Origin of the sequence: Streptomyces sp. NPDC014891, from assembly GCF_043081085.1 — a bacterium.
In the GTDB taxonomy this organism is placed as follows: Bacteria; Actinomycetota; Actinomycetes; order Streptomycetales; family Streptomycetaceae; genus Streptomyces.
Map to the genome: position 1 here is coordinate 50,607 of NZ_JBIBWF010000015.1, position 13,493 is coordinate 64,099.

Genomic DNA, 13,493 nt, shown 5'->3' on the forward strand with positions numbered 1-13,493 from the left:
ACTCGAATCCCAACGGATCTGATTGTCAGCGTGGTTGGCAGGATACCCGTAGGGTCTGCTCCCGAGGGGGTGTCCCTCGCCGGGCAGGGGGACGGGGGAACCATGGAGATCTATGCCCATTGGCTTGACGGTGAGCATCTGCGCGTGTCCGGGTGGAGTCCGCAGGACACGTCGTTGGCCGTGATGCTGAAGATCCAGGCACTGTTGGGGCACACCGTGGTGCTCAGCGACGTACAGCTCATCGACAGCCACGCCGTACAGGCCCTGTTCGAGACGGAGGACTTCCGGTCCTTCGTGCGCGGCTGCCCCTCGTTCCTGCGCTGCACCACCGCCGCTCCGGCCGGCAGTGACCCCTTCGCCCTGGTCGCCACCGGGCTGCAGCGTGCGCTGCAGCCCGGCTGGCTCTCGTCGTCGTTCGACACCGCGGAGCCCCTGGTCCGGCTGTCCGAGGAGGTTCTTGCGCGCGGGGACGCGAATCCCGGGCCGCTGTTCGCGCGGGGTACCGCGTTGGGCTCACGGTACGAGGAGGGCGGGGCGATCCGGCGCAGGCTGGAGGCCGTGGCCTGGACCCTGCACCACTTCTCCCGTGAGGCGGGAGTGCCACTGGGCACGAGCGTGGTGACACACCCGAGCACTTACCACGACGTGCTGGAGGAAGTGGCGGCGCTGCCCGGGCTTCCCGCCCGCGACTACGCCCCGGTGGAACACACTCTCGCCTTTCTCGACGCGCACGTGGAGCCGGCGGACCGGCACCGCAGGTCCGTGCTCTTCGCCCGGCTTGAGGCGATGGACTCGCCCCATACGACAGCGATATGGAACACCGCGACACAGGCCTGGAACGCGGCGGTGCAGCGGACCCTGGGCACCGACGGTGCATCCCCACGTTCGCTTCCGCAGGCTGCCGACATCGGTCTCTACCTCGGCCACCCCACAGACGCCCTGTTCGAGCCCGGAGGCCCCGACACGACAGGCGCGGGAGCACACTCGATGGCGCCCGATCGCCTCGCGGCCGTCGCCGGGCTGGGCTGGCAGGACATCGCGAAGATCCACCAGGACGAGACCGTGACCCGGCAACGCGACGCCTTCCAAACCGCGCTACGCGCCGGCGACACGACAGCAGCGGACGACGCCCTGCCCGCACTCCTACGCGCGATCCGCCGCAGACTGCCGGCCACCGCAGAACGACCCGGTTCCCTGGCCTGGGCCGCTGCCGAGACCGGCCTCGGTCTGGCCGGCGCCTCACTGGCGCTGGCCAGCGGGGAAACGCTCGGCCTCCTCGGCCCCGCTCTGGCCTTCGGTCTCGCCGCCGAGAGACTCCTCAAGGGCCGCCGCAGCCGCACACACATCGTCAACACCCTCATGAAAAGCGGCAGAAGGGCGACCCGTACCTGACGGGACGGCCCCTAGCCGGACACCAAGACACCGCCTCGGCGGCACCGCCCCGGCGAACGGCTCGGGCACGTCGCCGGGGCGGGCGGCCTGACCCGGCTGATGCCCGAGCGAGGCGGACGCCGACCGTCGACGCTGCTGATCACGTGGGGGTCGGACGGTACTCGTCCCCGTAGAGGCACCGAGCGTGTTCAGTCGGTGTGCTGTGTATGCGCTACATGCCTACGACGTCATGATGTGCCGCACGGATCCCGGACCGCCAAGGCGGCCGACGTGAGTGCTGAGGCATGATCGCCTCATGAGTGAGATCGTCCTGATGTCGGACCCCGCCGTCGCGGCCCTACCTGTCGTGGAGTGCGGTGAGCCTCTCGTCGATGTCCGCCGTAGCGGCTCTCTGCTGGTCGATACGCGCAAGGAGGATCCCGCGGACGCCTTCGCCCTTCTACGGGAAGGCGTCCTCGAACGGCTCCTCACAGCGCAGGCGGCGCTCCCGCGGGGCCTACGGCTGCTGTTCGTCGAGGGATACCGGCCGCCTTCGCTCCAGCGCGCGTACTTCCAGGAGTACGCCGGCCAGTTGCGGGCCGATCACCCGGACTGGTCCGACCAACGCATCCACACGGCGGCCAGCCGCTACGTCTCACCGCCCGAGATCGCTCCCCACAGTGCCGGCGCCGCCGTCGACCTCACACTGGCCGACGCCGACGGGCGCGAGCTCGACCTGGGCACGCGAATGAACGCAAGCCCCGAAGAAAGCAACGGCGCCTGCTACACCGACGCCGCCGACATCAGTGATGAGGCCCGCACCAACCGCCACACACTGTCCGCCGCCCTCACCACGGCCGGACTGGTCAACTACCCGACAGAATGGTGGCACTGGTCCTACGGCGACCGCTACTGGGCGCTGCTCACCGGACAGAGCACCGCACGCTACGGCCCCACGGAAGGCGGCAGCGCTCGACAGGGCTGACCCCGCGCGCACCGGGAGCGGATGCGGGCGGGCGCACGACGCCGGGCGGCATCGACGGCCCGACCGCTGCCGGAACGACCACGTGCCGACTTCACGGGACGACGGGGCGGTACTCCGCGGCAACGTCGAGGCCGGCGTGCGTCCGCAGCGTCCGGCGCGGGTGTCAGGAGACGACTGGGCCGCTCGCCGCGGCAGACTGCGCCGGCAGGACGACCAGGAAGCAGTCCGACTCCAGGTCCATGACCACGGTGGCCGGTACGCCCTCGCGCTGCCGGGCGGCGGCGTACTCCTCGGCGGGCCAGGCGCCGCGGGGTGCTCCGGCCGGGAAGGACTTCAGAACTGTCGCGTGCATGACACTCACCCCGCGCCCTCGTGAAGCTCTCGTCTTCAACTCCGCCTGCCCCGCGAGAGGCGCTGCACACCCCCGCGTCCAGGGCCCAGGGGGCGCTTCTCTGCGACTGCCCCGTGCCCTCTCCACCACGGCCAGGTTCTCACTGGCTCCAGTTACGGAAACGCATCGGGGGTGCAAGCGGGCCGCTCCTCTACAGCTACGCCGACGACGGTGAGGAATCGTCCGGTCTTGCGTACGGGCGTGTCCGGTGGATGAGGGGCGGACGGCGCCCCGTTGGGACGTGTCGTTAGGCTGCCGACATGACCACGGAACCGCAGCGCATCCAGGCGCCCAACGCTTTAGGCTCGTCCGTCACATTCATCAACGTCTTCGAGATCGATGCGGCCGAGCTCGACGAGTTCGTCGTGAAGTGGGAGCAGCGGGCGCGGCTTATGCGTGACAAGCCGGGCTTCATCGACTCCCGTATGCACAGGGCCCGTTCCTCGGACTCGCGCTTCCAGCTCGTCAACGTCTCCCGCTGGGAGAGCCAGGAGGCATGGGAGGCCGCCACCGCCGACCCCGACTTCGTGTCGCGCACGCAGGCCGCACGAGAGCAGACCAAGCAGCCGATCACCCCGAACCCCGCGGTGTACGACGTCGTCGTCGAACTCACCGCTCCTTAGGGCCTGTCTCCCCGCCCACGCGTCTGGCCGCATCATGTGCGGCCGACCCGTCCGACGTCCTCCCGACATTCGTCACGAACGTCTTGTCCCAAGCGGTGTGCCGACCGCCCCTGTCACCCCGGCTTCGGTGCTTGGCGCCCTGGTTCCTCGGTTCGGTCATGGTGTGCTTGATCTGGCGTCGCGGCAGGGGCGTCGCTGCTCCGCGCCGGAGTCGCCGCACTCCGGCGACCGCGTTCAGTTCTCGTGGCCCGCGCGCAGCCAGGCGATGTAGTCGGCTGCCGCGCGGTCGGTGTCGTACTCGGGGCGGTAGCCGGTGTCCGCCATGAGGCGGCTGATGTCGAGCACCAGGTGGGGTGCGCCGCCTCCTGCTTCGAGGTCGACCTGGGCGTCGGGGATCGTCTTCCTGATGGCGTGGGCGATCTGGGCGTTGGTGGTGGCCTGGCCGGAGCCGATGTTGTAGGTCCGGTGGTTCAGGGTGGGGGCGAGTTGGAGGAGGGCGATCGCCCGTCCGGTGTCCTTGACGTAGGTGAGGTCGAGCCCGTCTTCGGCGTGGGCCGGGTGGAGGAGGTGGCCGAGGTCCGTGGCGGTGCCGCGGGCCGCCGCGTGGACCAGGGCGGGGGCGGCGAAGAAGGGGTCCAGGTGCCCGAGCGGGCCCCAGGTGCCGGAGATGCGGTAGTTGACGATGTCGAGGCCCGTGGTGTCGGCGAGGAAGCCGCCGAGCATCTCTCCGACCTTCTTGAAGGTGGGGATGGAGACGGCCGCGGTCATCGACAGCGGGGCGTCCTCGCGCAGCGGTCCGTCGTTCGTGGCGCCGAAGTAGACGCCGATCGTGCTCGCGATGCCGAGGCGCCTGACGCCCCACTCCTGGGCGGCCTCGGCGATGTTCAGAAGGCCGCCCAGGGCGTTTCGGGTCGCCTGGACGGGCGCGTCGGGGACGGGCGGCCAGGGGTAGGAGCCGGCGAGGTGCACGATGCCGGTGATGTCGTGGCGTCGGCCGACGGCCAGCAGGGCCTCACGGTCGGTGATGTCCGCCTGCTCGACCCGTACGGGTTCTCCGGCCAGTACGGGCGGAAGCGCGCGGGCGCGGCGTTGGACCACGACGCAGTCCTCGCCCAGGTCGAGCAGGGCGCGTACGGTGTGGGATCCGATGAAGCCGAGGCCTCCGGTGACGAGGATCATCAGGTGTCCTTGGGTCTAGGGGGTGTCTTGTCGATCAGGCCGGATCAGGGAGCGGGGGCTGGTGCCGTGGATCGCAAGGCGGAGGAGGGAGGCATGGCGGTGGGGGCACCTCCCGTGCCCGAAGGGCTACGGGGGACCATGCCGACCGACGACAACGCGGCGAGGCGCGGTGCCAGCCCCCGCGAGCCCGGCCTGATCGACAAGACACCCCCTAGGGGGTGTCGATCGCCGGTGGTGGAGCGATCGCTCACTTGCTCGTCAGCTCGCCCAGCGGGGCGGGCTCTGCCTCCAGCGCGGCGTCCGCCTTCTTCCAGGCGGCGTCGTCGCCCAGCAGCGCCTTGCGCAGGAACGCCGTGGTGAGGTGCTGCACGAGGGCGACGCGCGCCGGGTTCTCGTCGGTGGTCTCGGCGATCTCGTATCCGGCGATGCCGCCGAGGGAGTGCTCCGCGCCGAAGAGGGTGAGCAGGCTCTTGTCGGCGGGGCTGTGGGTGTACGGGTCGGTGAACCAGTCGGGTCCGCGGGTGGACAGGTGGGACTGGTCCCGGTCGCCCGCGACAATGAGGGCCGGGGCGGTCATGGTGTCGAACGACGGCTTCATGAAGGGGAAGTGCTCGGCGGCGAAGGGGGTCAGATCGTCGCCCAGGCCGGTCAGCGCGAGGAGGACTCCTGCCGTGACCCGGGGGTCGGACATGTCCTCGCCGGGTGCGCCGTCGGCGTTCAGGACGCGGGCGCCGAGCAGGGTGCTGACGGTCTGCGCTCCCCAGGAATGACCCGCGACGGCGATGCGGCTCGGGTCGACTCGCCCGGCGAGGCCGGGGACGGACGCCTCCAGGAGGTCGAGGTGGTCCAGTACGGACGTGATGTCCTCGATGCGATGACGCCAGATGCGCGGGGTTCGCGGGTCCTGGGCCGGGATGCCGAGCCGCCGGGAGTCCAGGTGGGTGGGCTGGACGACCACGAAGCCGTGGGCTGCCCAGTGGTCGGCCAGCGGGGCGTAGCCGTCCATCGACCAGCCGAAGCCGTGCGAGAAGACCACGACGGGCAGGTCTCCGCCCGCCGCGGGTGCGGACACGCGTACCTGGAGGTCTGTTCCCCGGCTGTCGGGGGCGGTGAGGCCGACCGGTTTCACGGAGACCACCGTGGCGGTCGCCGCCGCTGGGGTCCGGGCGGCGGAGGTGGTCGGGGCGGCCGGGGCGTTCGGGTGGGACATGGGAGTGCCTTCCGATCGGAGTTCTCGCTCGTCGGCGCCCCGGCGGCCGGAGGAGGGCTGCGTCGCGGGGCCGGGTGTGGCGGGAGCGGATGGTGCTCACGGGTTCCCGCGCCCGCATGAGGGGCGCGGACACGTAGAGCTGGCAGTCGGTCCGTCGGTCTGACATCATCAGATGAAACGGAACCTTGTTCCACTTACGATACGGAACGACGTTCCGTTTTGCAAGGACGTCACGAGAGGGAGTGCACGGTGGACGAGAGCAGTACGCGCCCGGCGGGTTCGGCCGCGTCCAAGCGCAAGGACGCCCGCCGCAATCAGCAGACGCTGCTGGACGCGGCCGCCGCGGTCTTCGTGACCTCGGGCGTGGACGCGCCGGTGCGCGAGATCGCCGCGAAGGCCGGCGTCGGACTCGGCACGTTCTACCGGCACTTCCCCAGCCGGGCCGACCTCGTCATCGCCGTCTACCGTCACCAGGTCGACACCTGCGCCGAAGCCGGACCGGCCCTGCTGGCATCCGCCCCGACCCCGTTCGCCGCGCTCGAAGGGTGGGTCGACCTCTTCGTCGACTTCCTGGTCACGAAGCACGGCCTGGCGGCGGCGATGCAGGCCGACAGTGCCGGCTTCGAGACGCTGCACGCCTACTTCCTCGAACGCCTGCTGCCCGTGTGCGCCGAGCTCCTCGACGCCACGGTCGCCACCGGCGAGACCCGACCCGACCTCGACGCCTACACCCTCATGCGCGGCATCGGGAACCTCTGCATCGGCACCGACACCGACCCCCGCTACGACCCGCGGCGTCTGGTCGCCCTCCTGCTCGCAGGGCTGCGCCCCTCCCCCTGACCTCTGTCGTGCGCGTCGGCGGAGGGCCTCCGCCGCACGCCTGGGGACGGGCTGGTCGAACTCGCCGACGCGTGGCCTCCGGATCGCGGGGCGGCGGGGCAGCGGATCAGCGGGCGATCGAGACCGCGAAGGGGACGAATCCGTCGGAGCGGATCACGTGGGGCGCGAACAGGATCGCGGCCTCCGTCGCGCGGGCGGTCCCGATCCCTCCCAGGTCGGTGATCCACTCGTCGTGCCAGCCGAGGTCGGCGAGGAGTTCCCGCACGGCCTGCTTGGCCCGGGCGTCGTCGCCGGAGAGGAACACCGTGGGCGCGTGGGCGAGCATCGCCGGGGCGGTCATCACCGGGAAGAGCATGGTGTTGAGGGTCTTCACCACGTGCGTTTCGGGCAGCGCTTGCTGGAGTTGCTCCGCGAGGCTCGAGCCGGGGTAGAGCAGCTCGGCGGGCAGACCGTCCGGCCCGTCGGTGGTGGCGTTGGCCACGTCGACGAGGAGGGTGCCGCGCAGTTCGTCGCGCAGGGCGGCGAGCCGCTCCAGGGAGCCGGCACCCGGAGTGGCGTTGATGACGATCCGGGCGCGTCGGGCGGCTTCGGCCGCGGCGCCCGGTGTGCTGTCCGCGACGGTCACCTCGTGCCCCGCACGGGTGAGGGCGGCGGCCAGGTTGCCGCCGACGCGGCCGTTTCCGAGTACGGCGATCGTGGTCATGAGGGTGGGACTCCTTGTCGTGTGTTCGGGCGCGGCAATGGGCGGTCAGCGGGAGAGGCTGCTGACGGCCTGTGCGTGGACGCCGGGCGCGGCGGCCAGGAATCCGGCGCTCTGCGGGGTCCAGGGGCGGCCGTCGGCGTCGGAGATCCGTCCGCCGGCCTCGGTGACGAGCAGCGCGCCGGGCAGCAGGTCCGCCCGGGCGCCGGCGAACTGCCAGAAGGCGTCGGTCCGGCCGGCGGCCACGTCCAGCAGGTGCAGGGTCGCGGGTACGGCGACGCGGACGACGAGCGCGTCGGAGAGCATCGCGGTGATCGAGGAGCCGACGCGCCTCACGACACCCTCGTCCTCGTCCGGCCGGGCCTGGCTGGTGGCCACGATGCCCAGGCCGAGGTCCTCGGTCCGGGAGACGTGCAGCCGGCGGCCGTCGAGGTGGGCGCCCGCGCCGGCGAGCGCGGTGTAGGTCTGGCCGGTCGACGGCAGGTGGACCGCGGTGAGCACGGGCCGGTTGTCGCGTACGAGGGTGGCGGTCACCGCCCATTCGGGCAGCGCGTGCAGGTGGTTGACGTTGCCCTCGGCCGGGTCGACGACCCACCACTCGCCGGACGGCAGCGCACCGCCGACCAGCTCGTCCTCCACCCAGCCGGCGCCGGGGCGCAGGCCGGTGAGGCGGGGGCGCAGGATGCGCAGGGCCGTGTCGTCGTTGGCGGCGAGCGCGTCCATCAGCTCTTGCCGGGACTGGTACGGAACCACCTGGCCGAACCGCTCGCGCAGCGCCGCACCCGCCTCGCGCACGGCGTGCGTCGTCTCGGTGAGCAGGCGGGCGTCGGATGCGGAGAAAGGGGCGGGGGCGGAGCCGGGTACGGCGGTGGCGGTAGTCTGGAGGGTTTCGGACATGGGTGTGCTCCCGTCTGAGCAGGGGTGGTCGAAGAAGCCTTCGGGCCAGGCCTTGAGGTGCGTCCTGCGCCGTGGTGACGACGCTACGGAGCCCCGGCATTAGCATCAAGTGCATGTCAAACACGGCTGGGATGACTGCCATGCAACTGGATCTGAACCTGCTCACCGCGCTCGACGCGCTGCTGGAGGAGGGCAGTGTGGCCGGGGCCGCCGCGCGTCTGCACGTCACCGCCCCCGCGATGAGCCGGAGCCTGGGGCGCATCCGGCGCACCACCGGGGACCAGATCCTGGTGCGCACCGGCCGCACCATGACGCCGACGCCCTACGCCGTCGCCATCCGCGCGCAGGTCCACGAAGTGCTCCACCAGGTCCAGGGTCTTCTCGCCCCGAGCCGCGAACTCGACCCGGCGACGCTGGAGCGCACCTTCACCCTCCGCTGGCACGACTCGCTGGTCGCCCTGTACGGCCCCGCGCTCCTCCGGGCCGTACGCGCCCAGGCTCCCGGCGTACGGCTGCGCTTCGTCACGGAGTCCAGCACCGACACCCCTGCGCTGCGACGCGGCGAGGTCGATCTGGAGGCGAACGCGAACCGCCCCGGCGCTCCGGACCTCCGTACGGAGCAGGTGGGCGAGACCCGCCTGGTCGCCGTCGTGAGACAGGCACACCCCCTCACCCGGCATCGGACCCTCACGGCGGATCACTACGCCGCCGCCGAACACGCGACCGTCTCGCGACGCGGAAACCTCGGCAACGCCATCGACGACGTCCTCGCCCGACTCGGCCTCGCGCGCCGGGTCGTGGCGGCCGTGCCCACGGAGGCCTCCGCTCTCGCCTTCGCGCGTCGTACCGACCTCGTCGTCACCGTCCCCGAAACCACCACGCGCGCCGCGATCGCCGATCCCGGCCTGGTCGTCCTCCTCCTGCCCTTCGAGCTGCCGCCGGCGCCCCTCTATCTGTCGTGGCACCAGCGGCATGACACCGACCACGCCCACACCTGGCTGCGCGAGCTCGCACGGACCGTGCTGACCACCGAGGAGACGTCTCCGGCGGCATGAGCCCCTCCCCTCCCCCGGCGTGAGGCGTGGCGGCGTGCCCGTGAACGGAACGCGGCTCGCCCGCCCCGTGAACGGAACGTGGCCCGCCCGCCCCGCGATGGGGACGGACGGGCCACGTGGTCGTACTCGCGGTCGTACCGGGTGGTTACTTCAGGCCGTTGCTGATCGCGTTCACGAGTTCCCCGTCGACGGTGTCGCCGTTGAACTCCCAGAAGAACGCGCCGCCCAGGCCCTGGCTCTTGGCCCAGGCCATCTTGGTGCCGACGGTCGCGGGGGTGTCGTAGCTCCACCAGTCGGTGCCGCAGTGCGCGTACGCGGTGCCGCCGACGGTGCCGGTGGCCGGGCAGCTGGTCTTCAGGACCTTGTAGTACTGGTTGCCCGGCTCGACGCCGGCCGCCGGGCCGGTCGCGGTGCCGCCGGGCGCGGACTGGGTGACGCCGGTCCAGCCGCGGCCGTAGAAGCCGATGCCGAGCAGCAGCTTGGAGGCGGGGACGCCCTTGGCCTTCAGCTTCGCGATCGCGTCGGCGGAGTTGAAGCCCTGCGCGGGGATGCCGGGGTACGAGGTCAGCGGGGAGTGCGGAGCGGTCGGCCCCTGCGCGGCCCAGGTGCCGAAGTAGTCGTACGTCATCACGTCGTACCAGTCGATGTACTGCGCGGCGCCGCCGTAGTCGGCCGCGTCGAGCCGGCCGCCGTTGGAGCCGTCGGCCGTGATGGCCGCGGTGAGCAGGCTGTTCGGGCCGAACGCGGCGCGCATGGCCTGCATCATGTTCTTGATCGAGGCCGGGCCGCTGGTGTCGCAGGTGAGGCCGCAGGAGTTGGGGTACTCCCAGTCGAGGTCGATGCCGTCGAAGACGTCGGCCCAGCGCGGGTCCTCGACCAGGTCGTGGCAGGACTGGGCGAAGGCGGCGGGGTTCTGGACGGCCTGGCCGAAGCCGCCGGACCAGGTCCAGCCGCCGAACGACCACAGGACCTTGATGTGGGGGTACTGCGCCTTGAGCTTGCGCAGCTGGTTGAAGTGGCCCTTGAGCGGCTGGTCCCAGGTGTCGGCGACGCCGTCGACGGACTGGGCGGCGGTGTAGGCCTTCTGGTAGTCCTCGTAGGGGTCGCCGATGGTGCACTTGCCGTTCTGCACGTTGCCGAAGGCGTAGTTGATGTGGGTGATCTTCGGGGCGGAGCCCGAGGACACCAGGTTCTTCACCGTGTAGGAGCCCCAGTTGGTGAAGTAGCCCAGGTTGATCTTGCCGCTGCCGCCGGGGTTCTCACCGCCGCCACCGGTGGTGCGGACGGGCGTGGCGCCGGAGGCGGGGCCTGTCTGGTCGGCGGTGTCGCGGGCGACCACGGTGTAGCTGTAGTCGGTGCCGGCGCTCAGGCCCGTGTCGGTGTACGTGAGGCCGGCGACGGTGGCGACGGTGGTGCCGTTCCGCTTGACGTCGTAGTTCTTGACGCCCTTGTCGTCCGTGGCCGCGGCCCAGGAGAGCTTCACCGAGGTGTCCGTGAGACCGCTCGCGGTGGGCGCTCCGGGAGCGGAGGGGGCGCTGTCGCCGGGGGTGGTCGTGCCGTCGCAGGCGCCGCCGTTGAGCTTGCAGCCGGTGGGGGCTCCGGTGCCGCTGCCGTTGAATCCGAAGGAGACCGAGGCGCCGGGGGCGAGGGTGCCGTTCCAGCCGAGGTTCTTGGCGGTGACGTGGTTCGCGGAGCTGGTGACGGTGGCGTCCCAGGCCGAGGTGACCTTGGTGCTCGCGGGGAAGTCCCACTCGACGGTCCAGGAGGTGAGCGTCGTGGTGCCGGTGTTCTTCACCGTCCACTTGCCCTCGAAGCCCGAACCCCAGTCCGAGGCCTTGGTGTATACGGCGGTGGCGGAGGCCGCGGCCTCCGCCGGGGCGGCGAGGCCGACCATGGCCGCGAGCGGGAGGAGCAGCGCGGTGGCACCCGCGAAGGTCCTGGACCGCAGGTGGGGAAGGAAGCTCGAAGCCGATCGGGTGCGGCGCCGCCGCGTGGGGGTACTCAAGGAGTCTCCTCGTGTGAGGTCCGGCAGGCAGGGCTGTCCCCTGGCCTGTCAACGCCACGTGTCCCTGAGTGCGTGGTGTCCCTGCTCGGCACCCACCGCAGCGTCCCCGCGACCCTAGAAAGGACTAGACCAACCGTCAAGAGGTCCAGACCAAACTGTCCTTGATTGCCGCCCGACTGCACATACGACCTCGCCCCCTCCTCGCGGCCACCCCGGGCCGACCCCCCAACTACCCGGAGGGCAAAGGGTCGTTAGCTGTCGGCGTACCGCCGCCTGGGCGCCCACGCCTCACGCCCCCGCGCCCCAGAGGGCGCAAAAGGGCATGGGGGGCGCATTCAGGTAGAAGATCAATTCGAGTGCGCCCCTCCGGGTGACGGATCCCGGTTCAAGATCTTCTGGTTGTTAGCGTCCCTGTCATGACGCACCCCCTGCCGTCCGGCCTGCCGGACCGCCTCCCCCTGCCCGGTCCCCGTCAGGCCGGGGAATCGTTTCGTCCGGTGCTCCTGGACGCGTCGCTGCCGGCCGACGCGGCGGCCCTGGCCGAACTGCGGGACTCGCACCGTCTGCGCGAGCTGCACGACCGCATCGAGGATCAGATCGAAGAACTCCTGAGCTGCCTGACGCCCCATGACCCCTTCGGCGGCCGTTCACGCTCCCACGCGGTCGCCGACGTCCTCGGTTCCCGTCCCGACACCTACGGCAGGTGGGCCTGGTACCCGTGGTCAGGGCGACTGGTCCACGTCCTGCCGGAATCCGAGTTCCGGCTGGTACGCACCGACCGCAACAGGGACAAGATCACGCGCGAGGAGCAGCAGGGACTGCTGCGGCGACGGATCGGTGTCATCGGGCTGTCGGTCGGCAGCAGCGCCGCCCTGACCTGCGCCATGGAAGGTGTCGGCGGAGCCTTCAGACTGGCGGACTTCGACCGGCTCGGCCTGTCGAACCTCAACAGGCTGCGCGCCGGGGTCCACGATGTCGGCGTGGAGAAGAGCGTGCTCTGCGCGCGCGGCATGTACGAACTCGATCCCTACCTGGACATCGAGATCCTCCGCAGCGGCATCACCGAGGACTCACTCGGGGACTTCTTCGGCGACGGGCAGGACGCACAGGGGCTGGACCTGCTCATCGAGGAGTGCGACACCCCCTGGGTGAAGGTCGCCGCCCGCGAACAGGCGCGCGCACGCCGGATCCCCGTCCTCATGGACACCAACGACCGGGGTGTGCTGGACGTCGAGCGGTTCGACCTCGAACCGGGACGTCCGCTCTTCCACGGCCGTACCGGGGCCGTCACCGCCGCCGACGTACGGGATCTGGACCGCGACGCGGCCCTGCGTCTCCTCCTCGACATCGTCGACGAGAGCACGCTGAGTCCCGCGATGAGCGACGCCCTGACCCGCGTCGGCCGCACGCTCTCCAGCTGGCCGCAGCTCGCCAGCGGGGTGATGCTCGGCGCCGCCCTCGTCACCGACGCCGCCCGCCGCATCCTCCTCGGCCGACCGCTCCCCTCGGGCCGCCACCGCCTCGACCTCCAAGAGCTCGTCGCCGCCCCCGCCGCACCCGTCCCCCACGGAGCAGGTCGGTGAACCGGGTCCCCGAACTCCACGGCGAGCATCTGTGGCTGCGGGAGCTGCACGCCGGCGACCACGACCCGTTCGCGCGGATCCTCACCCACCGCGTCCTCACACGCTATCTGGGCATCGAACGGATGGACCCCGGGCAGGCGCACGACGCCTTCGCCCAAGCCCTGGCCCAGCCCCACACCCACCCGCGCCGCAGGTACACCCTCGCGGTCTGCGCCCCCGGCGAGGACACCCTGGTCGGTACCATGGGGCTCCTCGTCGAGGACTACGGCAGCAACGCGATGCTCACCAGCCTGGTCCTGCTGCCCGGCGCCCCGGTACGCGGCCACGGGCACGAAGCAGGTCGGCTCCTCATGGCCTACGGCTTCGGCCACCTGGGTCTGCACCGCATCTGGGCAGGCCATCGCAGCGACCACCACCACATGCCTCAGCTGATGCACGCCGCGGGCCTGCGCCCCGAAGCCACGCTTCGCGAACTCTTCCGCACCCAGGGCAGCTGGCACGACGTCACCACCTACGCCGCCGTCGCGCCCGAGTGGAAACGCCAGGCCGGCAGCAGGGAACTGGCCGTGCTCGACGGCAGCCCCCGGCTCGACCGGGTCTGATCCCCCGCGGACGCACTGCCCTCACAGCTGATGCATGGGCGGGCCGAAGGTG

Annotated in this window: 13 protein-coding genes; 7 read left to right on the plus strand and 6 right to left on the minus strand. The window is 71.3% G+C overall.

Annotated features, from left to right (window positions below; all coding sequences use genetic code 11):
- The first annotated feature begins 102 nt into the window (after positions 1 to 102).
- Both ACF09E_RS32970 and ACF09E_RS32975 read left to right on the plus strand, forming a co-directional pair.
- Positions 103 to 1,392, plus strand: coding sequence for a hypothetical protein (locus ACF09E_RS32970; protein ID WP_392209567.1), 1,290 nt, complete (start codon positions 103 to 105; stop codon positions 1,390 to 1,392).
- 295 nt (positions 1,393 to 1,687) lie between these two features.
- Positions 1,688 to 2,356, plus strand: coding sequence for a M15 family metallopeptidase (locus ACF09E_RS32975; protein ID WP_392209569.1), 669 nt, complete (start codon positions 1,688 to 1,690; stop codon positions 2,354 to 2,356).
- A gap of 163 nt (positions 2,357 to 2,519) precedes the next feature.
- On the opposite strand, the gene ACF09E_RS32980 is transcribed toward ACF09E_RS32975, so the two are convergent.
- The gene (locus ACF09E_RS32980) at positions 2,520 to 2,708 is read right to left on the minus strand and encodes a hypothetical protein (protein ID WP_392209571.1); all 189 of its coding nucleotides are present in this window, start codon (positions 2,706 to 2,708) and stop codon (positions 2,520 to 2,522) included.
- 299 nt (positions 2,709 to 3,007) lie between these two features.
- Between ACF09E_RS32980 and ACF09E_RS32985 the strand changes: the two genes are divergently transcribed.
- Positions 3,008 to 3,370 carry an antibiotic biosynthesis monooxygenase family protein gene (locus ACF09E_RS32985; protein WP_392209574.1) on the plus strand — a complete coding sequence of 121 codons (363 nt, stop codon included), beginning with the start codon at positions 3,008 to 3,010 and terminating at the stop codon, positions 3,368 to 3,370.
- A gap of 234 nt (positions 3,371 to 3,604) precedes the next feature.
- On the opposite strand, the gene ACF09E_RS32990 is transcribed toward ACF09E_RS32985, so the two are convergent.
- Complete coding sequence (locus ACF09E_RS32990) at positions 3,605 to 4,549, minus strand: NAD-dependent epimerase/dehydratase family protein (RefSeq protein ID WP_392209576.1); 945 nt, start codon at positions 4,547 to 4,549, stop codon at positions 3,605 to 3,607.
- Positions 4,550 to 4,796: 247 nt separating this feature from the next.
- Positions 4,797 to 5,759 carry an alpha/beta hydrolase family protein gene (locus ACF09E_RS32995; protein WP_392209578.1) on the minus strand — a complete coding sequence of 321 codons (963 nt, stop codon included), beginning with the start codon at positions 5,757 to 5,759 and terminating at the stop codon, positions 4,797 to 4,799.
- Between the two features lie 249 nt (positions 5,760 to 6,008).
- On the opposite strand from ACF09E_RS32995, the gene ACF09E_RS33000 reads away from it, so the two are divergent.
- Positions 6,009 to 6,599 (plus strand): TetR/AcrR family transcriptional regulator, encoded by a 591-nt coding sequence (locus tag ACF09E_RS33000; protein WP_392209580.1) that lies wholly within the window; start codon positions 6,009 to 6,011, stop codon positions 6,597 to 6,599.
- Between the two features lie 106 nt (positions 6,600 to 6,705).
- Here the strand turns inward: ACF09E_RS33000 and ACF09E_RS33005 are convergent, their stop codons facing one another.
- Both ACF09E_RS33005 and ACF09E_RS33010 read right to left on the minus strand, forming a co-directional pair.
- Entirely contained in the window at positions 6,706 to 7,302 is a 597-nt protein-coding gene (locus tag ACF09E_RS33005) for an NADPH-dependent F420 reductase (RefSeq protein WP_392209582.1), read from the minus strand.
- A gap of 45 nt (positions 7,303 to 7,347) precedes the next feature.
- The gene (locus ACF09E_RS33010) at positions 7,348 to 8,196 is read right to left on the minus strand and encodes an inositol monophosphatase family protein (protein ID WP_392209584.1); all 849 of its coding nucleotides are present in this window, start codon (positions 8,194 to 8,196) and stop codon (positions 7,348 to 7,350) included.
- Positions 8,197 to 8,336: 140 nt separating this feature from the next.
- On the opposite strand from ACF09E_RS33010, the gene ACF09E_RS33015 reads away from it, so the two are divergent.
- Positions 8,337 to 9,251 (plus strand): LysR family transcriptional regulator, encoded by a 915-nt coding sequence (locus tag ACF09E_RS33015; protein ID WP_392209586.1) that lies wholly within the window; start codon positions 8,337 to 8,339, stop codon positions 9,249 to 9,251.
- Positions 9,252 to 9,396: 145 nt separating this feature from the next.
- Here ACF09E_RS33015 and ACF09E_RS33020 read toward each other — a convergent pair whose 3' ends face one another.
- The gene (locus ACF09E_RS33020; RefSeq protein ID WP_392209588.1) at positions 9,397 to 11,256 is read right to left on the minus strand and encodes a glycosyl hydrolase family 18 protein; all 1,860 of its coding nucleotides are present in this window, start codon (positions 11,254 to 11,256) and stop codon (positions 9,397 to 9,399) included.
- Between the two features lie 416 nt (positions 11,257 to 11,672).
- Between ACF09E_RS33020 and ACF09E_RS33025 the strand changes: the two genes are divergently transcribed.
- Positions 11,673 to 12,839, plus strand: coding sequence for a ThiF family adenylyltransferase (locus ACF09E_RS33025; RefSeq protein WP_392209590.1), 1,167 nt, complete (start codon positions 11,673 to 11,675; stop codon positions 12,837 to 12,839).
- A complete protein-coding gene (locus ACF09E_RS33030; RefSeq protein WP_392209592.1) occupies positions 12,836 to 13,441 on the plus strand; it encodes a GNAT family N-acetyltransferase in 606 nt (201 codons plus the stop codon). The genes ACF09E_RS33025 and ACF09E_RS33030 overlap by 4 nt, the downstream gene beginning before the upstream one ends.
- Positions 13,442 to 13,493: the final 52 nt, after the last annotated feature.